General features: G+C 41.8%; 26 protein-coding genes and 1 pseudogene. 10 read left to right on the plus strand and 17 right to left on the minus strand.

Features of this window, described 5'->3' with window-relative positions:
- Positions 1-102 precede the first annotated feature (102 nt).
- The 3 genes from CQ839_RS19595 to CQ839_RS19605 form a co-directional block, all read right to left on the minus strand.
- A complete protein-coding gene (locus CQ839_RS19595) occupies positions 103-846 on the minus strand; it encodes a molybdopterin-dependent oxidoreductase (protein ID WP_103669986.1) in 744 nt (247 codons plus the stop codon).
- 67 nt (positions 847-913) lie between these two features.
- The gene (locus CQ839_RS19600) at positions 914-1,489 is read right to left on the minus strand and encodes a cytochrome b/b6 domain-containing protein (protein WP_103670040.1); all 576 of its coding nucleotides are present in this window, start codon (positions 1,487-1,489) and stop codon (positions 914-916) included.
- Between the two features lie 118 nt (positions 1,490-1,607).
- Positions 1,608-2,018 carry a hypothetical protein gene (locus tag CQ839_RS19605; RefSeq protein WP_181016262.1) on the minus strand — a complete coding sequence of 137 codons (411 nt, stop codon included), beginning with the start codon at positions 2,016-2,018 and terminating at the stop codon, positions 1,608-1,610.
- A gap of 212 nt (positions 2,019-2,230) precedes the next feature.
- On the opposite strand from CQ839_RS19605, the gene CQ839_RS19610 reads away from it, so the two are divergent.
- From CQ839_RS19610 to CQ839_RS19635, 6 genes and pseudogenes are all read left to right on the plus strand, one after another.
- Positions 2,231-3,343, plus strand: a complete 1,113-nt coding sequence (locus tag CQ839_RS19610; RefSeq protein ID WP_103669987.1) for a glycerate kinase — start codon at positions 2,231-2,233, stop codon at positions 3,341-3,343.
- A gap of 236 nt (positions 3,344-3,579) precedes the next feature.
- Positions 3,580-5,109 (plus strand): photosystem II chlorophyll-binding protein CP47, encoded by a 1,530-nt coding sequence (gene psbB / locus CQ839_RS19615; RefSeq protein ID WP_103669988.1) that lies wholly within the window; start codon positions 3,580-3,582, stop codon positions 5,107-5,109.
- A 6-nt stretch (positions 5,110-5,115) separates the two neighbouring features.
- Positions 5,116-5,229: a photosystem II reaction center protein T gene (locus CQ839_RS19620; RefSeq protein WP_103669989.1), complete on the plus strand. Its 114-nt coding sequence runs from the start codon at positions 5,116-5,118 to the stop codon at positions 5,227-5,229.
- Positions 5,230-5,369: 140 nt separating this feature from the next.
- Positions 5,370-6,236, plus strand: a pseudogene (locus tag CQ839_RS19625) (AAA family ATPase); the annotation flags it as partial.
- A gap of 114 nt (positions 6,237-6,350) precedes the next feature.
- Positions 6,351-7,151, plus strand: a complete 801-nt coding sequence (locus CQ839_RS19630) for a TlyA family RNA methyltransferase (RefSeq protein ID WP_103670041.1) — start codon at positions 6,351-6,353, stop codon at positions 7,149-7,151.
- 139 nt (positions 7,152-7,290) lie between these two features.
- Positions 7,291-8,199 (plus strand): hypothetical protein, encoded by a 909-nt coding sequence (locus tag CQ839_RS19635; protein ID WP_103669991.1) that lies wholly within the window; start codon positions 7,291-7,293, stop codon positions 8,197-8,199.
- A gap of 61 nt (positions 8,200-8,260) precedes the next feature.
- Here CQ839_RS19635 and pdxH read toward each other — a convergent pair whose 3' ends face one another.
- From pdxH to CQ839_RS25530, 6 genes are all read right to left on the minus strand, one after another.
- The gene (gene pdxH / locus CQ839_RS19640) at positions 8,261-8,896 is read right to left on the minus strand and encodes a pyridoxamine 5'-phosphate oxidase (RefSeq protein ID WP_103669992.1); all 636 of its coding nucleotides are present in this window, start codon (positions 8,894-8,896) and stop codon (positions 8,261-8,263) included.
- A gap of 8 nt (positions 8,897-8,904) precedes the next feature.
- Positions 8,905-9,330 carry a cupin domain-containing protein gene (locus CQ839_RS19645; RefSeq protein ID WP_103669993.1) on the minus strand — a complete coding sequence of 142 codons (426 nt, stop codon included), beginning with the start codon at positions 9,328-9,330 and terminating at the stop codon, positions 8,905-8,907.
- 275 nt (positions 9,331-9,605) lie between these two features.
- Positions 9,606-9,884 (minus strand): type II toxin-antitoxin system RelE/ParE family toxin, encoded by a 279-nt coding sequence (locus tag CQ839_RS19650; protein WP_103669994.1) that lies wholly within the window; start codon positions 9,882-9,884, stop codon positions 9,606-9,608.
- Entirely contained in the window at positions 9,881-10,096 is a 216-nt protein-coding gene (locus CQ839_RS19655; protein ID WP_258040800.1) for a hypothetical protein, read from the minus strand. The genes CQ839_RS19650 and CQ839_RS19655 overlap by 4 nt, the downstream gene beginning before the upstream one ends.
- Before the next feature lie 155 nt (positions 10,097-10,251).
- Positions 10,252-10,629 (minus strand): endonuclease domain-containing protein, encoded by a 378-nt coding sequence (locus CQ839_RS19660; RefSeq protein ID WP_103669995.1) that lies wholly within the window; start codon positions 10,627-10,629, stop codon positions 10,252-10,254.
- Positions 10,630-10,809: 180 nt separating this feature from the next.
- On the minus strand, positions 10,810-11,055 hold the full coding sequence (locus CQ839_RS25530; protein WP_219817822.1) for a hypothetical protein: 246 nt from the start codon (positions 11,053-11,055) through the stop codon (positions 10,810-10,812).
- Positions 11,056-11,331: 276 nt separating this feature from the next.
- Here CQ839_RS25530 and thrS point away from each other — a divergent pair, with 276 nt between their 5' ends.
- Positions 11,332-13,152 carry a threonine--tRNA ligase gene (thrS, locus tag CQ839_RS19675; RefSeq protein ID WP_103669997.1) on the plus strand — a complete coding sequence of 607 codons (1,821 nt, stop codon included), beginning with the start codon at positions 11,332-11,334 and terminating at the stop codon, positions 13,150-13,152.
- Between the two features lie 49 nt (positions 13,153-13,201).
- On the opposite strand, the gene CQ839_RS25245 is transcribed toward thrS, so the two are convergent.
- The 3 genes from CQ839_RS25245 to CQ839_RS19685 are packed head-to-tail and all read right to left on the minus strand — an operon-like array spanning position 13,202 to position 14,539.
- Positions 13,202-13,351 (minus strand): hypothetical protein, encoded by a 150-nt coding sequence (locus tag CQ839_RS25245; RefSeq protein WP_181016263.1) that lies wholly within the window; start codon positions 13,349-13,351, stop codon positions 13,202-13,204.
- Positions 13,335-13,988 carry an MOSC domain-containing protein gene (locus CQ839_RS19680; RefSeq protein ID WP_181016264.1) on the minus strand — a complete coding sequence of 218 codons (654 nt, stop codon included), beginning with the start codon at positions 13,986-13,988 and terminating at the stop codon, positions 13,335-13,337. The genes CQ839_RS25245 and CQ839_RS19680 overlap by 17 nt, the downstream gene beginning before the upstream one ends.
- Positions 13,989-13,993: 5 nt before the next feature.
- The gene (locus tag CQ839_RS19685; RefSeq protein WP_103670042.1) at positions 13,994-14,539 is read right to left on the minus strand and encodes a hypothetical protein; all 546 of its coding nucleotides are present in this window, start codon (positions 14,537-14,539) and stop codon (positions 13,994-13,996) included.
- 249 nt (positions 14,540-14,788) lie between these two features.
- Between CQ839_RS19685 and argS the strand changes: the two genes are divergently transcribed.
- Positions 14,789-16,546, plus strand: coding sequence for an arginine--tRNA ligase (gene argS / locus CQ839_RS19690; protein ID WP_103669999.1), 1,758 nt, complete (start codon positions 14,789-14,791; stop codon positions 16,544-16,546).
- 50 nt (positions 16,547-16,596) lie between these two features.
- A complete protein-coding gene (locus CQ839_RS19695) occupies positions 16,597-16,821 on the plus strand; it encodes a DUF6737 family protein (protein WP_103670000.1) in 225 nt (74 codons plus the stop codon).
- Between the two features lie 217 nt (positions 16,822-17,038).
- Here CQ839_RS19695 and CQ839_RS19700 read toward each other — a convergent pair whose 3' ends face one another.
- Both CQ839_RS19700 and CQ839_RS19705 read right to left on the minus strand, forming a co-directional pair.
- On the minus strand, positions 17,039-17,275 hold the full coding sequence (locus CQ839_RS19700) for a type II toxin-antitoxin system prevent-host-death family antitoxin (protein ID WP_103670001.1): 237 nt from the start codon (positions 17,273-17,275) through the stop codon (positions 17,039-17,041).
- Between the two features lie 22 nt (positions 17,276-17,297).
- The gene (locus CQ839_RS19705; protein WP_103670002.1) at positions 17,298-17,534 is read right to left on the minus strand and encodes a type II toxin-antitoxin system Phd/YefM family antitoxin; all 237 of its coding nucleotides are present in this window, start codon (positions 17,532-17,534) and stop codon (positions 17,298-17,300) included.
- A 45-nt stretch (positions 17,535-17,579) separates the two neighbouring features.
- On the opposite strand from CQ839_RS19705, the gene CQ839_RS24870 reads away from it, so the two are divergent.
- The gene (locus CQ839_RS24870) at positions 17,580-17,867 is read left to right on the plus strand and encodes a hypothetical protein (protein WP_146048775.1); all 288 of its coding nucleotides are present in this window, start codon (positions 17,580-17,582) and stop codon (positions 17,865-17,867) included.
- Here the strand turns inward: CQ839_RS24870 and CQ839_RS19710 are convergent.
- Genes CQ839_RS19710 through CQ839_RS19720 form a run of 3 tightly spaced genes read right to left on the minus strand, consistent with a single transcriptional unit; the run spans position 17,807 to position 22,112 of the window.
- Entirely contained in the window at positions 17,807-18,856 is a 1,050-nt protein-coding gene (locus tag CQ839_RS19710) for a ComEC/Rec2 family competence protein (protein ID WP_103670003.1), read from the minus strand. The two genes, CQ839_RS24870 and CQ839_RS19710, sit on opposite strands and share 61 nt — an antisense overlap.
- A complete protein-coding gene (locus CQ839_RS19715; protein ID WP_103670004.1) occupies positions 18,856-21,630 on the minus strand; it encodes an N-6 DNA methylase in 2,775 nt (924 codons plus the stop codon). Before CQ839_RS19715 ends, CQ839_RS19710 begins: the two co-directional genes overlap by 1 nt.
- 8 nt (positions 21,631-21,638) lie before the next feature.
- The gene (locus CQ839_RS19720) at positions 21,639-22,112 is read right to left on the minus strand and encodes a MerR family transcriptional regulator (RefSeq protein ID WP_103670005.1); all 474 of its coding nucleotides are present in this window, start codon (positions 22,110-22,112) and stop codon (positions 21,639-21,641) included.
- Between the last annotated feature and the right edge of the window lie 307 nt (positions 22,113-22,419).

Consider the following 22,419-nt stretch of genomic DNA (forward strand, 5'->3'; position numbering starts at 1 on the left):
TGAATTTTAAAATTAGGATGAAAATCGCTACGTTTACACATCCGCTATTTTGAACATAACACAAGAATTGTAACAAAAATTAATCAAATAAATTATGTAGGGCTATAGCCCTGCATACCATTCGTAACCGAGATCTTCCCAATAGCCGCGTTTTTTGCCAAGCACACTCGTAAGCTGAATTCTGGTTACCCATTTACTGAGCTTATAGCCAAGCTTGACAGGTGAGGCTAGACGCAAAGGTGCACCATATTCTGGTGTGAGAGGTTGCCCATTCTTTTGATATGCCATCAAGGTTTGAGGATGCATCACCGAGTCAATATCCCAGCTTTCGTAATAGCCATCCGCCGAATAGAAATATACATACTTAACTTGATCAGATGGCTGCGCGATCGCAATTAAATCTCGCAGTCTCACACCTCCCCATTGCACGATCGCTGCCCAGCCCTCAACGCATACATGACGGATAATCATGCTCGTAAATGAAGCTTTTTGCAGATCTCCCATACTCAGACTCAAGGGATTATTTACTTCACCATCAATAGTGAGGCGATAAGCGAGAGGGTTAATCGCTGGCGTACCACGGAAACTATTAATAATTAATTTCTCGGGTTCGATCGCACTAATTGGAAATTCTGGTACTGACTGCTGCGGCTTAAAAATTAATGACTCAACCTGCTGGTTTAATGGCTCCGACAAACCTCCCACCAGACCTTCTGCAAGGCTACCAAAGCCAATCGTCAGTAAACCTGCACCCGCTAGAGTTAAAAAGCGGCGGCGTGGGACTAAATCAGTATCATCAAACTCAATCTCTGAGTTTGGTTGTTTTTGTTCAGGTTCTTGTGACATAACTTAAATATAGCAAAGGCAGCGCGAAGCGCTGCCTTTGCTATTAAAACTCAAATAGCCAAGCTACTTACTCCCAAAACATTGAATCAAGTAAGCGATCGCCCCCCACTTTTCGACCTAACTGGGAATGAATGCCACCTAAAATCAGCGTAATTGGCACAGCCATAAAGTGCGTTATTCGCAGAGGCTCCCAGCCACCAAAGCTATCAACAATCCAATAAAACTGAGCAGGCTTGTACATTCCCAACCCCGAAAAAATTGATAACAACAAAATCGGAATCAGCAAGGTGTAAACCAACCGATGCCAAGCATAGTTTTTGCGCTTCTCATTTTGGCTAACCACCAAGGCCTTCATATCTTTTCCACTGACAAACCGATGTCGCCACCTTTGCGTTAGCAATATATAAACACCATACCAAGCTAAATTCAGCGTAAAAATCCACATTGAGGCAAAGTGCCAATGTCTGCCCCCCGCGAGCCATCCCCCTAGCCCTAAAATTGGCGGTATATGAATACCCCCTCGTCCTCCAAAGACAGGATTGGCATTATAAATCTGTAAACCACTGGTAATCATCAAGAATAGACTAACCAAGCTTACCCAATGAAAAGTTTTAGCGGCTAAAGTTTGAGTGGGCGATCGCATAGCTATATCTACAGTACTGTCAATGTTTGCCTCGATTCTAGCCGAATCGATCTCCGCATCAAACAAAAAAGAGGTGATGCTTTGCATCACCTCTTTTTTGTTTGACTAATTCAAAATACTACTGGGGCTTTTTGGTTGCATCAGCAGGAGTTGCAGCAGGAGTTGCTGTTGTATCAGCAGGCTTGCTTGCATCAGCGGGCTTAGCATCTTTAGCAGCATCAGGCTTAGCCATTGCATCGCCAGGCTTTGCATCGGTAGCAGCCTTGTCTTTAGCATCAGCAGGCTTAGCATCTTTAGTAGCATCAGGCTTATCAGACTTCATTGCATCGCCAGGCTTAGCATCTTTAGCAGCATCAGGCTTAGCCATTGAGTCGGTCTTAGGCGCATCAGCCTTGTCTTTAGCAGGAGTAGCAGCTGGAGCTGATGTAGCGGCTGGAGTAGCTTTAGGAGCTGGGGTTTCGGTAGCGCAAGAAACTAGTCCAGCAGACAAACCAAGACTGGCAACGATTAAGAGAGCTTTCAAGTTCATAATTGTAATTATTTTCTGTATTAGTAAGGGATCTAAGTGATTTGAATGCAAGTAACTATATGTAGTTTTTTTGTGGAGGAGCCTGCGTATAATTACTCACGAATTTATTCTAGGTTAAATAATTGTTAATTGCGAGCTTAATTTTTGTAAATTTGTAATCTGTATAGCTGACTTATGGGCTAAATCATGCACAAGCCTCGTCATGTAAGGAAATGATTAAAAGTATACCTATAAGAATTTTTGAACTAATAATTCAAGGCGATCGCTTAACTAGCTCAGATTACGAATTTTTAATAAATAAATCAAGGGATAATAATGATTGTCGATGGGCGTTAGACATGGATGCTTCAGACATAAACATATTTAACGAAATAGTTGATCAGCGATCGCAAGTTCTTAGATCGATTTACCCCAAAATTTCTCAGGTTTTAGCCACCCACAATATCCAAATTAATCCCCCATCGGCAATATTGCCGATGCTGTGGCATTATTGGTTGCCCCTTGCTCAAAGCCTAGCTAGCCAGCAAGAAAAAATTGGACGAACGTTTATCCAAGGCTTGTTAGGTGGGCAAGGCACTGGCAAAACTACATTAGGAATTGTGCTCAATGTTTTGCTGCGACATCTTGGCAAAACTTTTCTAAGTATTTCCCTTGATGATCTATATAAAACCTATGCCGATCGCCAAAAATTGCAAAATCGTTGTCCTGATCTTATTTGGCGAGGACCACCTAGTACCCACGATGTGGAGCTTGGCATTCAGGTTTTGCAGCAACTGCGCGATCGCCCTTTAGATAGCTCACACCCAATCGAGATTCCTCGTTTTGATAAATCTCTGCATAACGGCGCAGGTGATCGCACCGATCCCGAAATTTCCTATGATGCCGATATTGTCTTGTTTGAGGGCTGGTTTGTGGGGATGCGCCCTCTGCCGACTTCTGCATTTAGTAATTTTGTGCCGCCAATTTTGTCAGAACGCGATCGCGACTTTGCCCTCGAATGTAACGCCAATCTCCACAACTACCTGCCACTCTGGGAATACTTAGATCGCCTAATTTTGCTTGTACCTGAAGATTACACTTACAGTCTGGATTGGAGGATCGAAGCTGAACATAAACTCATTGCGGCGGGCAAATCAGGCATGAACGATCAAGAAATCACCCAATTTGTTGAATATTTTTGGAGAGCGTTGCACCCTGAATTATTTATACCCAGCATGATTAATCTCGCCAACGGTGACGCTCCCGCAGATTTGGTTGTCGAAATATCGCGATCGCACTTGCCAACAAAAATTGATGTCCGAAAAGTATTTAACCCCAAAAACTAGTGGGAGTGACAAGTGCTGCCCTTAGTTTTTCCGTTTTATCGCAATCAATCGGAAGGAATAGTTTATTATGATGTTACAAATAAAATAACTCGATTGATTTAACGATTCTGACAATAAAATTTGCTCATATTACTTTAAGTATTTGAGCGAATACCTTAAGTCAGGATCAATTATCATAAATTAAAATTAAGAATCGTTAAGATCTTACTCACTAAATAGATTAAGGAACATTTGCAATGGGATTACCCTGGTATCGAGTGCATACAGTTCTCCTGAACGATCCAGGTAGACTGATTGCCACGCACCTGATGCACACTGCTCTCGTAGCAGGGTGGGCAGGCTCGATGGCACTTTATGAGCTAGCAATTTTTGACCCCAGTGACCCCGTCCTCAACCCCATGTGGCGGCAAGGCATGTTCGTAATGCCTTTTATGACTCGTCTTGGCATTACCAATTCTTGGAGCGGCTGGACAATCACTGGCGAACAAGTTGCCGACCCCGGTTTTTGGTCTTTTGAAGGTGTTGCACTCGCACACATCGTACTTTCTGGTTTACTTTTCCTTGCTGCGATTTGGCATTGGGTTAACTGGGATCTAGAACTATTTAGAGATCCTCGTACAGGCGAGCCTGCTCTAGATTTGCCTAAGATGTTCGGCATTCACCTATTTTTATCTGGTTTACTCTGCTTTGGCTTCGGTGCATTCCACCAAACAGGTTTATTTGGACCTGGCATGTGGGTTTCTGATGCCTATGGCTTAACTGGTCACGTTGCTCCAGTTGCTCCTGAATGGGGACCTAATGGGTTTAACCCCTTCAATGCTGGTGGTATTGTGGCTCACCACATTGCTGCTGGTATCGTTGGTATTGTGGCTGGTCTATTCCACCTCACCGTGCGTCCACCAGAGCGTTTGTATAAGGCCCTACGCATGGGGAACATCGAAACTGTTCTATCAAGCAGTATTGCTGCTGTATTCTTTGCGGCTTTCGTTGTCGCTGGAACCATGTGGTACGGCTCGGCAGCAACACCAATCGAATTGTTTGGCCCTACCCGCTATCAGTGGGATAGCAACTCTTTCCAACAAGAAATTTCTCGCCGTGTGCAAACTGGGCTAAATGCTGGTTTGAGTGCTGAAGAAGCTTGGTCGAAAATTCCTGACAAACTTGCTTTCTATGACTATGTTGGTAACAGCCCTGCGAAAGGTGGTTTGTTCCGCGTTGGTCCTATGAATAATGGTGATGGTGTTGCTCAAGGTTGGCAAGGGCATCCAATTTTCAAAGATGGTGAAGGCCGTGAACTTAGCGTTCGTCGTCTGCCTAACTTCTTTGAAACTTTCCCTGTAGTTCTCCAAGACCAAGATGGAGTTGTCAGAGCTGACATTCCTTTCCGTCGTGCTGAGTCTAAGTATAGTGTTGAGCAAACTGGTGTGAATGTAGCCTTTGTTGGCGGCGCATTAAATGGCAAAACCTTTACTGATGCTCCATCGGTTAAGAAGTATGCTCGTCAAGCTCAGCTAGGCGAAATCTTTGAATTCGATCAAGAAAAGAACAATTCTGATGGTGTATTCCGTACTAGCCCTCGTGGTTGGTTTACCTTCGGACATGCAGTATTTGCTCTATTCTTCTTCTTCGGTCACATTTGGCATGGCGCTCGTACCTTGTTCCGCGATGTGTTTGCTGGGGTTGACCCAGAAATGAGCGAAGAGCAAGTTGAATGGGGCGCATTCCAAAAAGTTGGTGATAAATCTACTCGCGCTGTTGAGGCATAAAATTCCATGGAAGCTCTCACTTACACTTTGATTTTCGCTTGTTTGATTGGTTTGTTTTTCTTTGCAATCTTCTTCCGCGAACCTCCTAAGGTTATCTCTAACTCTAAGGATAAGAAGTAAATAAAAAAGCCCGCCTAGGCGGGCTTTTTTATTTGCAAACCCAAAAATAAGAAGAGGTAATTCATGAGTTACCTCTTCTTATTTTTGGGTTTGCAAAGCCTTGTAGTGTAAATTGCTATTAGTCGTCAAAATTAATCTGTATGTCTTATTACATTTCACCGCGCTTTTTGGATAAATTAGCTGTCCATCTTGCTAAGAACTTCATGAAGCTGCCGAATGTAAATGTACCGCTGATTTTAGGTATTCATGGTGGCAAAGGCGAGGGGAAATCATTTCAATGTGAGTTGGCTTTTGAAAGGCTTGGCATTGAACCAATTAGAATGTCGGGTGGTGAGTTGGAAAGCCCTGATGCTGGGGATCCTGCAAGGTTGATTAGAATGCGTTATCGCGAAGCGGCTGAGTTGGTCAAGGTGCGGGGCAAGATGTGCGCTTTATTGATTAACGATCTTGATGCGGGGGCGGGACGGGTTGATAGCACGACCCAATATACAGTCAATACGCAGTTGGTGAATGCGACTTTGATGAATATTGCTGACAACCCAACTAATGTGCAGTTGCCAGGGAGCTATGATAGCAATCCGATTCGGCGCGTACCGATTATTGTGACGGGGAATGATTTCTCGACTTTGTATGCGCCGTTGGTGCGAGATGGTCGCATGGATAAGTTTTTCTGGATGCCCGATCGCAGCGATCGCATTGGCATTGTCAGTGGTATTTTTGCACCCGATAATATGACTCAATGGGAAATTGAGCGCCTTGTAGATATGTATCCCGATCGCTCGATTGATTTCTTTGGCTCACTGCGATCGAGCTTGTATGATGAGCAAGTTCGTAAGTTTGTTTATGAAATTGGTTTAGATCGTTTATCGTTGCGTTTAGTTAATAGTACTGAAGCTTTACCCGAATTTCGTCCACCAAGTTTTGACTTGAGAACTCTAAAAGAAGCAGGCGATCGCTTGTTAGCAGAAGGTGATCGGGTCAGTCAGCGCAAGTTGATCCAAGAATATATGCCTGTAGGAAATATTCATTAATGCAAAACCCATAGAGTTGCGCCACACAGAGGCACAACTCTATGGGTTTTGGTAGTTTGTTTTGCACAAGTATTATTTGGTTACGAGAGTTTGAAAAAACGTTTAGATGTTTTATTGGTTGACTTAGGGCTTGCACCTTCTCGGGAGCAGGCTCAAAAGTTTATTCGCGCTGGTTGGGTGCAGGTTAATCAGCAAGTGATTGACAAGGTTGGTACTGAGGTCAAAGACGATGCAGCAATTTTGGTAAAGCAACAATCGCCTTTTGTGTCCCGTGGTGGTGAAAAACTGGCTGGAGCGATCGCAACATTTGGTATAAATGTTCGCGATCGCGTTTGTTTTGACGGGGGGATTTCGACAGGCGGCTTTACGGACTGTATGCTCAAACAGGGCGCGGCGAAGGTATACGGCGTTGATGTGGGTTATGGTCAGGTGGATTGGAAAATTCGCAGCGATGAGCGGGTAGTTTTGCGAGAGCGTACTAATTTAAGGCATCTCAAGCCTGAAGATTTATATGCTGATGGTGATATTGTTCCTGACTTTGCAGTCTTGGATTTGTCGTTTATTTCGCTGACGAAGATTTTACCTGCGTTGTGGGATTTGTTGCGATCGCCACGGGAGACATTATTACTAGTCAAGCCGCAGTTTGAAGCAGGTAAAGGGCTAGTTGGTAAAAATGGGATTGTGCGCGAACCAAAAATTAGAGCCGATGCGATCGCGCAAGTTTTGCAATCTGCTCAAAGTCTCGGTTGGCACTTTCAAGGTTTAACACCTTCGAGCATTCAGGGTCGGACTGGTAATCATGAGTATTTACTATGGCTAAGTGATCAGTCATCAGAAATAGTTACGCCTAGTTTTGAGGAGATTTTAGAGATTGCTCAAGACAAAATGTAAAAACCCAAAATTGTAGCGTTGGGCTTTGTCCACCGCTACAATCTTGGGTTTTTACATTAAATTTCTTATTATTCAAAACTGATAAATTACGGCAAAATAACGGGATTAAATCTATACAACCTATAGCTTTCAATCAATCATGAGAAATTACCAACCTAGCAATATTGCTCCATCACAGGGTGTTGCCATATTAGCTGCCTCTTCTTTAGTCTCAGGTGTAGCGATCGGTGGGGCAACTGCATTTATCGGTAAATTTATTTACTTCATTGTGCTATTCCCATTGGGTATGGGATTTGCCACAGGTAGTGTATTGGGATTTGCCGTTAAAAAAGGGAAAATTCGGAGTCCGATCACTGCTCTAGGAATAGGGCTTTTGGGTGGTATTGTTACCTACGGATCTTTGATGTATGGGCAGTACATGAATTTTCAGAATGAAACTGCAACAATCATGGAGCGTGAATATAATGTCAAAGATAAGAGTCTAGCAAACGAACAAATTAACGTATTTTTGCAACAGGAGACGGGTTCTTCTGGGTTTGTTGGATTTTTGAAACTGTCTGCAAAAGAAGGGACAAGCATTAGTAGAGGCAGTAGTAAACTTAAACTCAATGATACTTTTACTTATTTACTCTGGTTGATAGAGTTAGGGATTGTTGGTTTCTTGGCTGCTTCTATTCCTTTTGCTGCTGCAAAGGAACCATTCAATGAAGAAGGGAACGAATGGTATGGAGAAACAAAATTGATTGGCAGTGCGACTGAAGAATCTAGGGATGAAATCATTCGGCTCTTAAATATGGATGATATGGTAGGAGCTTCTGCTTTGTTGTCTAGTCAGACTGATATGCCGACTCCTCGTATTGATGTTTATTCTCAATCTTCTGCTGATATACCTTTTAGCGATTCTGTAATTAGAGTTAACTATGTCTCCACTAATGCAAAGAAGCAGCTAGAAGTAAAAGAAATCTTGATAGGATTAGTTTCTGAAGCTCAGCGATCGCAACTTGTTCCGCAGATATCTGCATCAGCTCCTGAAACTCCAGAAGCCTGAATTTTGCGATCACAACTAATAGAGTTGCGGCGCGAAGTGCCGCAACTCTATTGGTTTTATATCAAGGAGCTAGCCTTTGAATCTGCCATGATTTGTCTTCTTGAGTATACAGAAAGCGATCGTGCAAGCGGTTAGTACAGCCTTGCCAAAACTCAAAACTATCGGGAACGACCCGATAGCCACCCCAAAAATCTGGTAGAGGGATCTCTCCATCCAAAAACTTATTCTTCATCTGTTCAAATTGCATTAGCAGAAGTTGTTTTGAGGAAATTACTGAACTTTGTTGAGAAGTCCAAGCTCCTAACTGGCTACCCCTAGGGCGAGAGGTGAAATATTCTAATGATTCGGCAGTAGTTACTTTCTCAGCAGTTCCAGTTATGTGAACTTGCCTTTGAAGTGGCAACCAAGTAAACAGAATTGAAACCTTTGGATTTGCATTCATCTGAGTTGCTTTACGACTCTCATAATTTGTAAAGAAAACCAATCCATTGGCATCAAAATATTTTAGCAATACCGTGCGCATAAATGGCTGCCCTTGTGCGGAAACTGTCGATAAGGTCATAGCATTTGGTTCTAGTAGCTCGGCATTACAAGCTTGCTGGAACCATTTCTCAAATTGCTTGAAGGGATCATCATGAAGATCTTTGCGTCTAAGCTCTCCTTGTTTGTAATCTTCTCTTAGGGCATGAATATCCATTTTTTTGACTACTCAATATTGGGATTATAAAGAACTACATTTTCTTGTTCGTTGGGATCGTTACGTGAAACGATCGCATGAGCTGCCTCAGTATCGCTGAGATTATGTGGTTGATGTGGCACACCTGCGGGAATAAAAATAAAATCACCAGCTTCATTAATTACTGATTGACTCAGCCCTTGACCATAGCGAGTTTCTACGCGACCCTTGACCAAATAAATAGCAGTCTCATAATCACGATGAAAATGTGGCTCGGCTGCACCACCTGCGGGAATGATCACCAAATTCATCGAGATTCCCTTTGCTCCTGCTGTAGCACCAGAGATCCCCACAAAGTAGGGCAGCTTTTGCAGTGTGGCGGTTTCGCGATCGGGACGTACTGTGATGATTTGACTGGAGTAGTCGGGTAATTGCTCAGAATCAGAATTAACCATAGCAATTGATAAGGCGATCGATAAGTGTTTGTTAGTATTGGCTGCACTTGCAAGAAGTACTAGCTACATCCTTAATCATATACTCATCAAAAAAGTTAGGATAGTAAGCCCTAAGTAAGTTTTTGGTAACTCTTGCAAATCAGTATGCGATCGCAAAGGGCATTTTACGCTCGATGATTTCAAGGTTTGCAAAATAATTCTTTTAAGCGATCAATTTTCTGCTAGATCTATGCTTCTCAAAAATTGTCGCTTTCACTGCCAGCTAGAGGTAAGTTTTATTTTCTCTTGTAAATATCTCCTCTAAAGTCAATCTCATAAATTAATAACTCTTCAACGCTTGCACAAAAAATAACTCTCAGCTTACCTATACGCATTCTTTGGTAGCCTTTCCATTCACCCTTGAGATTTTTAATGTCTAGTTCTTGAAAGGGAATTGAACCACTTTCTTCAATGGAGAGTACAAGCGTTCTCAGCTTTTCCCGTATTCGCTCTTGGTCTATTGAGGACAGAGCATTTAAGAACTTTATTACATTTTTGCTGAATTTAACTTTCATGATTTGATCCAGTCGGTCATGTCAATAAATTCTTCGGGAGCATATTGCGATGGGGTGGCAAATTTTGCTTCGATTTCGTGGATCTCTTTGTCGCTGACAAGGGGGATTAGGGCAAGAAAAAGAGATAAGCGTTCTTCTCTCAAGACTTCGCGAACACTTTGCTTGATAATGTCTCTAAGCATTTGGGCTTCCATAGTTGTATCTCCTGTCATAAGTTTATGCCTAAATTTTTCAATTGTTGATTTATCCAAATTCTCCACGCCTTTTAAGCAAAGGTGTACACACAAGTTATTGGCTAGTGCTTATCTACTAAAGATCCCCCCTCAATCCCCCTTAAAAAAGGAGAAGAAGAAATTCTCCCCCCTTTTTAAGCGGGGCTGGGGGGAATCATCCTCTCTATCTCCGCATAAACACTTTCAAATTCATTTAAAACCTGATGATTAGTAAATCGAATTACCTTGATCCCATAACCTTCTAATTGTTGAGTTCTCTCTTGATCATAGTCTTTGCCTTCATCGCTATAATGCCTCTCGCCATCGACTTCAATAACTAGTTTGAGGCTAGGACAATAGAAATCAGCAATGAAGTAATCAATCGGTCTTTGGCGATAAACTTTGAACTTGAATGTTCTTAAATATTGATGCCAAAGTTTTCTTTCGGCGGGTGTCATGTTTTTCCGCAGTTCTTTGGCTCTAGGAATTAGAGCAGGATTATAGGGAAGATGAAAATCAGTTTCATATAGCATCGTTTTCTCCCCCTAAAACTCTTCTCCCTTTTTTTAAGGCTTCACTCTTCTCCCCCCTTTTTAAGGGGGGCTGGGGGGGATCTATAACCTGCAACGTAGCTACCAGATTAATTTCTACAAGCTTATATTCTTGATATATGGTTGTTTTGTGGAGGAGAGATGGAAGAAAATCTGCTTCATTTAGCATGGTTGATCCCCCCCAGCCCCCCTTAAAAAGGGGGGAGAATTTTTAATTTCTAAGTTTTTTAGTTGCTGGGTTATCCAATTAATTGCTACTTCTTCATTTTGCTCTATCGCCTTTTCTACTCCAGTTTTAGCAATTTCAGGAGTTAACTTGATATCCTTCCCCCGCACCAAATACTTAATATAAGGCACATTTCCCTTAGTACTTGCCTTTAAAAAAATAGACTGCTCAAGCCAATCCACCTCATCAGGCTTAAACTGTGAAAGCTTATACTCAGAGTCTTTCAGGATATCGGATAGGTTCATCAGGGGCAAAAGGTATCATATAGAAAATCGTTGTCTGTCATAGAGTGTAGCCTAATTGCGAGAAATAAATAAGTATTAGATTGGGGTGCGATCGCTAAATTCCCAAACTGAGATATAAAGCGATCGCAATATTCAGCAAAAAAAGTTAAGATGGTAGACTCTAAGTAAAATTTTTGTAACTCTTGTAATAAATTAAGGTCACGACATCAAGTTATGGATGCAGTTGCAGTAAAGCCCAGCGATATTAAACCTAGTGATATCCTGCGGCAAGCCGATACCGAAAAACTAGCGCGGATTCGCCACACCTGCTCTCATGTGATGGCAATGGCAGTTCAAAAGTTATATCCCGATGCTAAGGTGACTATCGGCCCTGCAACTGAGAATGGCTTTTATTACGACTTCGATCGCAAAGAGCATTTTACCCCCAGTGATTTAAAGGCGATCGCCAAGGAAATGAAGCGGATCATCAAGTGGAATCAACCCCTTGTGCGTCAGGAGTTGCCTCGTCCTGAGATGCTTACCGAAATCGAGAAACTTAACGAGCCTTATAAAATTGAGCTATTAGCTGCCATTCCTGAAGGGCAAAATATTAGCCGTTATTTCATTGGTGATCCAGCCAAATTTGAAAAACAACCTTGGTGGGATTTGTGCGCTGGCCCCCACCTAGATGCTACTGGTGATATTAATCCCGATGCCTTTGCCCTAGAGAGCATTGCAGGAGCATACTGGCGCGGCGACGAAAAGAATCCCATGTTGCAAAGGATTTATGGCACGGCTTGGGAAACTCCTGAACAACTTCAGGCGTATCACCAAATGCTCGAAGAAGCCAAACGCCGCGATCACCGCACCATTGGTAAAGATTTGCAACTATTCAGTATTCAAGAAGATGCTGGTGGTGGCTTGGTATTCTGGCATCCCAAGGGCGCAATTATCCGCAATACCATCGAAACCTTCTGGAAAGAAACTCACGTTCAGAATGGTTACGAGTCAGTCACCACGCCTCATATGGCAAATTTAGACCTGTGGAAAATCTCAGGGCATAACGACTTCTATCGCGAAAGTATGTTTCAGCCGATGGAAGTAGAACATCAGGTTTATCAGCTCAAGCCGATGAACTGTCCGTTCCATGTGTTGATTTACAAAGATACGCTCCATTCCTACAAAGAGTTCCCAATTCGCTATGCTGAGCTTGGCACGGTGTATCGTTACGAGCGCTCTGGAACCATGCATGGGCTGATGCGTGTGCGCGGCTTTACGCAAGATGATGCTCATATCTTCTGTACTGAAGAACAAATTGAGCAGGAAATCCTCGGCGTTCTCAATCTTGCGGAATTGATTCTCTCGACCTTTGGCTTTGAGAATTACGAAATCAATCTCTCTACTCGTCCCGAAAAATATGTTGGTTCCGATGCGATTTGGGAGAAATCTACGGAAGCTCTTAAGCAAGCCCTCAATCAAAAGGGTTGGAACTATGTTGTTGATGAAGGTGGTGGCGCATTCTATGGGCCAAAGATCGATATCAAGATTGAAGATGCGATCGGTCGTCGTTGGCAATGTTCTACCATTCAGCTAGATTTCAATTTGCCCGATCGCTTCAAGATGGAATATGTTGGTGAGGATGGTGTGCGCCATCAACCGATCATGATTCACCGTGCGTTGTTTGGTTCCGTCGAGCGTTTCATCGGCGTACTGATTGAAAACTATGCTGGTGATTTTCCTCTGTGGTTAGCTCCTGTGCAAGCTAAGTTAATTGCAGTCTCCGACAGTCAAATGGAATATGCTGAGCAAGTTGCTGCCAAGATGAAAGCAGCAGGTTTGCGCGTGCAGCTAGACCATAGCGGCGATCGCATGGCTAAGCAAATCCGTAAGGCTGAGATGGACAAAATCCCTGTGATGGCAGTCATCGGTGCGAAGGAAGTCGAATCAGGAACCCTCAGCATTCGCAGTCGTAAGCATGGCGAGCTTGGCGCGATCGCAATTGACGAAGTGATTAGCAAAATGCAAGCAGCGATTAGCGATCGCACTTGGTTCTAAAAAACACTTGAAAATAGAAAAAAAGGGGCTAAAGCCCCTTTTTTTGTAACTATCTCAAATAAATTGTGGGTTCTTCCCAAAGATAGTTTTCTAGCGATACAGAGGATGTTGGGTTTTCTAAAGATGCGCCTGATTCGTCAACGATCGAAATATTCTCAGCCTCTAACTTCTCCCTCTGAGACTCAACATGAGCCGTCAAACAACCCTGAATCCAAAATTCTATGAACGGGATAACCTGCGATCGCCGCTTTTTTTAAATAATTGGGAATTGCCCGAAAATGCCCATCCAGAACGCCAATACCTGAAACGATCTGCCTGTAAGTTACTACTTTACCCGCAGGAATCTTAGCCACAAAATCTAGAAATCGCTCGTAGGGAATTTCTGACAGCGGCGGAAAAACATTGGGTTCGATATAAAGGCGATCGCCTACTTTTAACACCCCATTTGCGATCGCCACAGCCAACATTCCGCGCTTGCCTTCAATGCACTTGAGCGAATCTACCAAATGCGCGATTCGCTTACATGGTTCGCAATGGAAAGTAAGCCGCATCGCCGCTCCATCCATAGTTTTTAAAACTGTACCCGAAGTAAGTAGTTGGCGATCAATCCCTCTAACGACAATATTCTCCCTTAATTCCGATGGCTGAATCGAGAATGACTGCAAATCCTCATATTTAGCTACTAAAATTTGTCTGGGACTGATGGGATTGGTATTAATATCGCCATCGATCCCAGAGCCAGATGCGATCGCGATCGCATCACGTTCCATCATCGCCAAGCCATGTTTAGGCTTAACAAACAGATTCGTTATCTCTCCATATATCGCTGGCATCATGGAAGTTAATCTGTGCCTCCCCATGTCCAAACGGGCTTACCATCTTTAACATCTTTTTTCAAAATCACAGGCGTTAGTCTATTGGCATCATTCATGCCCGTCATATCCAAAATTAGATAGGCGCTGTCATTGATAAACTGCATTCGCAAATAGGAATGACCTTCAAAGGGTTCGCCATTAATCTTCGTGATTCTGGCAGTTGCTTGGCAGTTGTGATACTTAATCTGGAGTTTTGCAACCCAAGTCACACTAAATTTATCGCTTTTCTCAATCTTAAACGGTCTAGCAAACCAACCAAGGGAAGTTGCCGTGCCATCAATTGTATAGCCTCCTTCATAATAGGGACGAGGTGTTTCGGTCAAGGTGATCTCCGTAGGGCATATCGGGAAAGTTGCACCTGAGTCCGCAGGATAAACACTAAGCGTGAGATTGTTTGGCGCTGCAAAACTGGGATTTGCAAATAAAGATAATTGTGCGATCGCCAAAGTACCGACACTTAAAGATAGTCGCTTTAGAAAGAGCTTGAAAGTTTGCATTTTTAAAATTTTCATGTTTTTGTTTTTACCGTAAACCAGTCTACGCATTTTGCCTATATAAAACTCAGAAGCCGATATCACATTTCTAGTTCCCATGACTGTGTAGGTTAAAGGTAGGATGGGTTAGCGATCGCGTAACCCATAATTAATGAATGCCTAATTAATGCGTTACGTTGCACTAACCCATCCTACTTATCGCCCATAATATTGAGTAGAGCATAAAAAAAGCTATATTGATTAGCCTGAGATCTCAGCTACTAACCCATGACCACCTCCGTTTTATCCGATTTAAAAATTCGTTTCTCTAAGGCGATCGCATCAGCTTTTGGTGAAGAATATGCCAATCACGATCCCGCCGTTGCGCCCTCTAAGGATGCTAAATTTGGCGATTATCAATGCAATGCCGCTTTGGGCTTAACCAAAAAGCTCAAACAAAAGCCTCAAGATGTGGCAGCGAAAATAATTGAAAATTTACTAGCCGATGAATCTGTAAATGAAATATTTGAGCCTCCCACGATCGCAGGAGCAGGATTTATTAACTTAAAGCTCAAACTTAGTTATTTAGAATCTCAATTAGCGAAAATGCAAAAAAGCGATCGCCTCGCGATCTCTAAGGTCGAGAAACCCGATCGCGTCATCGTTGATTTCTCAAGTCCGAATATTGCTAAGGAAATGCATGTCGGACATTTGCGATCGACGATTATCGGTGATAGCATTGCGCGGATTCTGGAATTTCAAGGACATGAAGTCTTGCGTCTCAACCATGTTGGCGATTGGGGAACTCAGTTTGGGATGTTGATTACCTATTTACGCGAAGTTTATCCCGATGCTCTGACTAAAGCTGATGCGATCGCGATCGGTGACTTAGTAGAACTATATCGTGCTGCCAAAAAACGCTTTGACGAAGATGCGGAATTCAAAGAGATTTCTCGTGCTGCGGTAGTGGAGTTACAAGCTGGAGGTGCTGAAGCTAAACTGGCATGGCAACTACTTTGCGAACAGTCACGTCGCGAGTTCCAAAAGATCTATGATACCCTCAATATTCAATTGGAAGAACGTGGTGAATCTTTTTATAATTCGTTCCTATCAGATGTCGTTACCGACCTCCGCGAAACTGGCTTACTCCAAGAAGATCAAGGCGCTTTATGTGTCTTTCTGGAAGGATTTAGTAACAAAGATGGTCAACCCTTACCCCTGATCATTCAGAAAACTGATGGCGGCTATAACTACGCCACCACTGACCTCGCTGCCCTTCGCTATCGCATTCGCGAAGACAAAGCCACGCGGATTATTTATGTAACTGATATCGGTCAGTCGGGACATTTTACCCAAGTCTTCCAAGTAGCCCAACGAGCAAATTGGATTCCAGAAACCGTGCAAACGACGCATGTTCCCTTTGGCTTGGTGATGGGTGATGATGGTAAGAAATTTAAAACGCGATCGGGTGATACGATCGCACTTAAGAGTCTCTTGGAAGAAGCGGTCACTCGTGCACGAGCTGATATTGAAACCCGCAACCCTGAAGCATCTGATGAATTCAAACAAGATGTCGCCGAAGCCGTCGGACTTGGTGCAGTAAAGTACGCCGACCTGTCACAAAATCGCACCAGCAACTATATCTTCAGCTTTGATAAGATGCTAGCCCTACAAGGCAACACAGCACCCTATATGCTCTACGCCTATGTGCGGGTGCAGGGAATCGGGCGTAAAGGCGAGATTGATTTTGCTAGCTTAAATACTGATGCGATCAAGCTTACGCAAGAGCCAGAGATTGTCTTAGCCAAGCATTTGTTGCAATTTGCCGAAGCGATCGATGCTGTTTCTGAAGAACTATTCCCAAATCGTCTTTGTCAATATCTCTTTGAACTCAGTCAGAAATTCAATCAATTTTTTGAGCAATGCCCTGTATTGCAAGCTGAGGAATCAGAGAGAATATCGCGCCTAAGTCTGTGTGATATCACCGCCAAAACTCTCAAGCTTGGTTTAAGTCTCCTCGGTATTCGCGTGTTAGAACGGATGTAAAAAAAGGTCGTGCGAAGCACGACCTTTTATAAAATATAGGAATCAAAAAAATGTCTTTAGAAAAACCTGATAGCGTCTGGAATCATAAGCCTTGGTGGTGTCAACCTTGGTCAATTATCTTGACTGGAATCTCGATTATTAGTGGTAGTTGGCTATTGTTTAAAATAGTCTGGTTATCTATTCTTGTTGCGATTCCCATATCTGCATGGATGGGATTCTTTGTGATTCTATTTCCTAAACTAGCGATTCAAGAAGCTAATCAAGAGATTAATTAGTTAAAACGAGATAAGGCGATCGCAGTAATTTTGCCATGATCGCGCCTGTGGTGGATTACAAAGCAAAGTGCGATCGCAAATATGTTTTATAGTCAAATAAAGCAGAATAATTCGTAGTTCCTACCATCTTGCATGGGTGTAGTTTTCAAGGATTTTGTGGTCTTTGCTTAGTAGGATATTTTCGTTATCTCCATAAAGCCAAATTACAACATGGGTGTCAAGGTAAATCAAGGTTTATTTCATGCTCCCAAGAGATATTTACAAGATCGTCAGGATCGCCAATATATACTTCTGGGTGAGGTACAAGATTGTCAAGTTTGCTTTTTTTCTGTATTGGTAGTATTTGGAAGCGTTTGCCTTGCCAATCAAGTTCGATGGGGTCGCCTGTGGTGGCGATTTCTTCTAGTAGGTTAATAAAGTTGGTGGTGAGTCTATCTACAGGTATGGTTTTCATATATTCAATTATGAATTATCAATTACGAATATTCCTCAAACTCTGGTAAGGATGCCTCAAAGTCATCTGACATAAATATTTTACCTTTGTCATTGCCAAATAACGATCGCTTGGGGGTAATGGATACTAGTCGAGCTACGGGCTGATCGCCTTGAGTAATAACAATTTCCTGTCCAGCGATCGCTAAGTCGAGTAAGTGAAGTAGTTGAATTTGGGCTTCGGAAATGTCGATTTTTAAGGAGGGTTCGGAGGCTAACATAACTTTGTGAGTTAACAGCTAAGATTTAGGATAGCACTATTATTTATGGCTGATGAGTCGTTTGAGTCCGTGCCGATATCGTTTGCGGATGCTTGTTTGGAGAGGATGGCTGGGCAAATACCGAATAGTGCAGTGATGACTTTGGATAGTGATTTTAAGATTTATCGGAAGTATCGCAATGAGGCGATCGCAGTAATTTTGCCACGATCGCGCCTGTGGTTTATTACAAAGCAAAGTGTGATCGCGCCAAAATCAAGATTTGCTAATTATAATTATCCAAAATCACCACGTCCATCACAGGCTGCATTGAAGCTTGCCACTTTGATTTCGTGATCTGTTTCAGTTTTCCAAGTCCATTTACCTGATGTTTCCGCAATAATCGTGATTTCTCCTGCACATTTTTCGACTTTAGATAGTCCTTTTGTCATAGTTGCGCGATCGCTTGCTGAATGTTTACAAGTGCGCGTAACTTCCGTGCAGATGAATTTGAATTTATCGAGACGTTTATCTTTGTTGTCCTTTAGTTCAATTAGAGCTTTAAAAAGCTCTGGTTGAACATGACCATATTGATTTGTACTTCCCACAGATAGAACTGCAAGTTCAGCATCAATCAAAGTCAATAACTCTTTCAATTCATCACCATTTTTAGGGTAGGCTCCATGATGAGGGATTTTGACAATATTCGCCTTAGCTTGTCCAGTTGCTGACATACTACTTTTTACAACAGATAGATAATCGGCTAAACCATCATTTTCTAGATCTGCAAGTAACATTGCGGAGAATTTTCCATACTCAACTCTTAATACAACTGAGATTTCATTTATCTTGCCCTTGTGTTTTTGGGTCGCGGTAAAAATTGATCTTGGATGTAGGGTATAGATTTTAAGATTGCTTAGATTATATGGAGTCGGATCGCACAAAGCCTCAACAAAACGAACTTTATGACTTTGATCCCAGTCATTAAGACTTTTTAGAGCGTCTTCTAAAGCTCTGTGGTCAGCATCTTTACCTATTTGAGAGTCTAACTTTTCAATAGCATCCTGATAAACGCCGTAGGGTAAACTAAATATTTCTATTTCACCACCACTGTTAAACCATAGCTCAAGAAATTCAACTAGCCTTATTAGAGAAGTAAATGGAAAGTGGTCTCTATGTTTGTGTGTGATATAAATTCTGTTGATTTTATGGAAGTTTCTTTGCTGAAGCCATTTATAAATAAATCGCGATTTATTCCCTAGATCCACTATGACAAGGGCATCTTCAGAATGAATAGCGATACAGTCTGCATTACCAACTGGTAAGAATACAATTTCACAAGTCATTAGAAATTCTCCCTACCAGTCATTCTACTCAATTTAGTTTTTAGTTCATCATTAGACAGATAGGGATAAGGTGTATGGCGAAATTTTCTCAATGCCCAAGGTCGTTGAGCGAGTTCCTCAAACGTTTCTATGTCTTCAGCAAGTTCTGCTCTAAAAACTGTACCATCGAGCGCCCAACCTGGTAATTCTTGTGGTAATGGCAACCATGCTTCTTCGTTATCATCTAATAGTCCGCTAAGACGCAACAAAATTTGATCGTTGTCTTGGCTAATTTCCAAAACTTGACCAATAACAGTCAAGGTCTTTCTTTTTTGCTCTTCTTGCCAAGCTTTTAATTCTGGAGATTTACCTGTGCGCTGACGTTTAATCCAAGTGGGATTTCCATAGGATTTTTCTACTAAACGATTCAATTGTTCTCTTAGAGGATCGGGATTTGGAATAGGTTCACGATTTTGATCCCGCTTAACCATTTGAGCGGTGACATCAATAATTTCTTGATCTACTGACAGAGGAAGTTGGAAATGAAGGAGAATATCTTCTGTTAGATTAATAGTCCCACGACCAAACATAGATAGTTCCACTGCTAAATCTGAAGATAGAATTCCCAATAACCACAATCTTTGTTCTTTAAAGCTAAGTTTTTCCCAGTTTTTAGGTTGTTGATCTGGTTTATATCCTTTGTTCGTCATCTGAGCTTCTTGAATAGGTAAGATAAGCCAAATACTGTCATTGGGACAGAAGCCAGTTGTATCTAGTTGTACAGGAAGAGGTTTATTATTCTTAGACGAAATACTTGCTATACTACCCACAAGGATTTTTGGCTTGTCAAATAGATGAGCAACTTTAAATCGAGGTCTTTCTAAAGCAATTGAGTCATACACGATCCATTGCATACGAGTATCGACTCTTTCAGGGTCAGCCCAAAGAGAGCCTTCTTTCCCCCATGTTCTTCGCCATGTTCGTTTATATGGTCTATCGACAGGTGGATTTTCAACAGAAATATTACCTGCATGATGCTTGACTCCATTGAAAACAAAAAAGAGATTTAATAATGAAATTGTTGAAACAAATAGATTAACTTTGGGTGCTGTAATGTTAGTCCAATCCCCATTAGGCTTGACTGATGAAGTCCATGAAATTCCTAAGTAGCCATCATTGCGTATCTCAGGAGTTTCAGCACCAGAAATAACTTTTCTTGAAATAGAATAATATTTTTTAGGATGTCCCACGGAACCAGAGACTACGCACGTATCTTGTCTAGCACTAACCCCAATAGTTCCTACAGGTAGTTGCCAAATCTCAAATAGGTTACATTTACTAGATAAAGTCTTGCGAATATCTGATATACCATGTTTTTTACCTGAGATAAAAGAGCTTGGTAAAATAAATGCAAATTGAGAACCATCATCTAGCCAATTGATAGATTGTTTGACAAACTCAAAGGCTAATTGCTTATCTCCTCTTATCTCAAAGGGAGGGTTAGCAATCAGAATGCGAGGCTTATTGCCAATTTTTTGGATGATATTTTCTTTTTTTAAGAATTCGTAATTTTCACCATAAAACTTTGGAGATGGTAGAAGATCGGAAATGCCAGCAGATTCCCTAGCTAGAAAATAGCGAAGCTGAGTGATTAAATTGACATCCCTATCTAAATCGTTGCCGATTACATGATTAGCTAAATAATCCCTTCGTGATTGTTCATCAGTAGGAATGTCTGACATTTGAGCAAGCCGAGCAGTAGCTGCTAAAAGCAAACTTCCTGAACCAGCCGCAGGATCGAAAATAACCCGTTCTTCTGGACGAATACGTTCTAATGGCAATAACTCAAGCATTTTTTCGGCAACTTTGATCGGGGTGTAATGTCGATTCAAATCCCCCCAAGTATTTCCATTTAAGTCGTCAGGTAATTCTATAATTGCTTTTTCGTATAAACTGCCCACATCACGTTGATTAGTTAAAGCAAAACTAACAGATTGCCCCATATACAGAGCAAGCTGTTGTCGAATTACTTCGTTAGTAAATTGTGCGGACTCCAAAGCCCGCCTAAAAAAGCCATTGGTACGAGTCACCATAAGATTAAGCAAATCTATGGGATCGTTTGTTTGAGATAATTCAGCAGCCCCGAAAAAGCCCTTATCCTGCAAAATTCTTGCTGCTAAATAGGCGATCGCTACTCGGATAACATGACCTTGAATCTCATTTCTTGATGAACCTATTCCTTGAGAAGACTTAACTTTTTTTAATGCTTCTTCAATAGCTTTTTGGAATGCTTTATCAATCCGTTCCTGTTGACGGAGTAAAAATGTAAAACTTCTTTCAGAAATAGTTTCTTCTAGATCTGAAAGTGATAACTGCCCTTGACGAAACTGTGAAAGAGCTTTTGGCGTAAAAAGATGAGGCTTAGGAGAAACTAGCGTTTCACGCCAAGCATTAATATCTAAAGTTTTTTCATCTAATCTTTTAGAAGAATCAGAAGGTGTTACAAGATGTAGATGCTCTGAACCAACCAGTAACCCTCCCCGAACTGGCCATTCTTCCAGTCTTCGTCTCCATCGATCTAGATCATTTTCATCAGAGACAGGCTGAACAAAGAAAGCAAGAATATTAGCATTAGGACGTAAACCACCATCTGTCCATAAAGCTTCAATTTTTACTATTCCTTGAGTGTCAATTTCTGGCATAGGAATATTCCGCATTGGTTCGATCTGATAACGATCCTTCCAAATACGTTGAGTTAAATCTAAAGCTTCATTAAACAGTGCTTGGCTAGTCATGGTAATTGTTAACTTGCTAATGCAAGCCCTGCACGTTTCTCAAAATCAAGTACATGATGCTTTTCAGCCTCCTTGAATAATTCAGTAATAATGTCACCGATCGCACCAACTTCATGAATTACAACTTGTCCTTTATTAACTCCTGAAGCCTCCAATACAGTCAAACCAAAATGTCTCAGATCTTCGACTAAGTACAATTGTGAATTTACCAAAACAAGTTTGTGTGCAAAAAAGGAAGGCTCATAATCATGTTCTTTGAGAAAAACAAGTACTTTGCGAATCTCCTGAAGTGTGAGATTTTCTCTGAGTCTCTCAATAGTTTTGATCTCAAGTACTTGTTGCCAGCTATAAACGACTTTTGGATGTTTGGGATTACCAAACTTCAAAGGCACAACTAGCTTGGTGCGGTCAAGGTAACTGAGCCTACCAGAGTCAATCCCTGTTAGGTCAATAGCTTCTTGCCTTGTAAAACCATTTGTCATATTGAGCTTAAATACTCTAGTACTGGGATTTTACTCATTTGTTTAAATCAAGAGTCTAAATTTAAACATTTGTTTACATATACTCTAAATTGTGAATGCCATTAAGTCTAGTAGCCTCCTGAAGAAAGTTTGTGCGTGGCTCCTAGAGCCTTCGGAACAATCCCAAAAAAGCAAAGAGCCTATAATTGTATACTTGTCTTGAATTGTCCTTAATAATTTTTGCTTAATCCTAAATTGACGAACAAGAACCCAAAGACCAAATATTAGCCGACTTACAAGAATCTGTAAGGCTTGCAGAAGCAGGAAA

Source organism: Pseudanabaena sp. BC1403, assembly GCF_002914585.1.
In the GTDB taxonomy this organism is placed as follows: Bacteria; Cyanobacteriota; Cyanobacteriia; order Pseudanabaenales; family Pseudanabaenaceae; genus Pseudanabaena.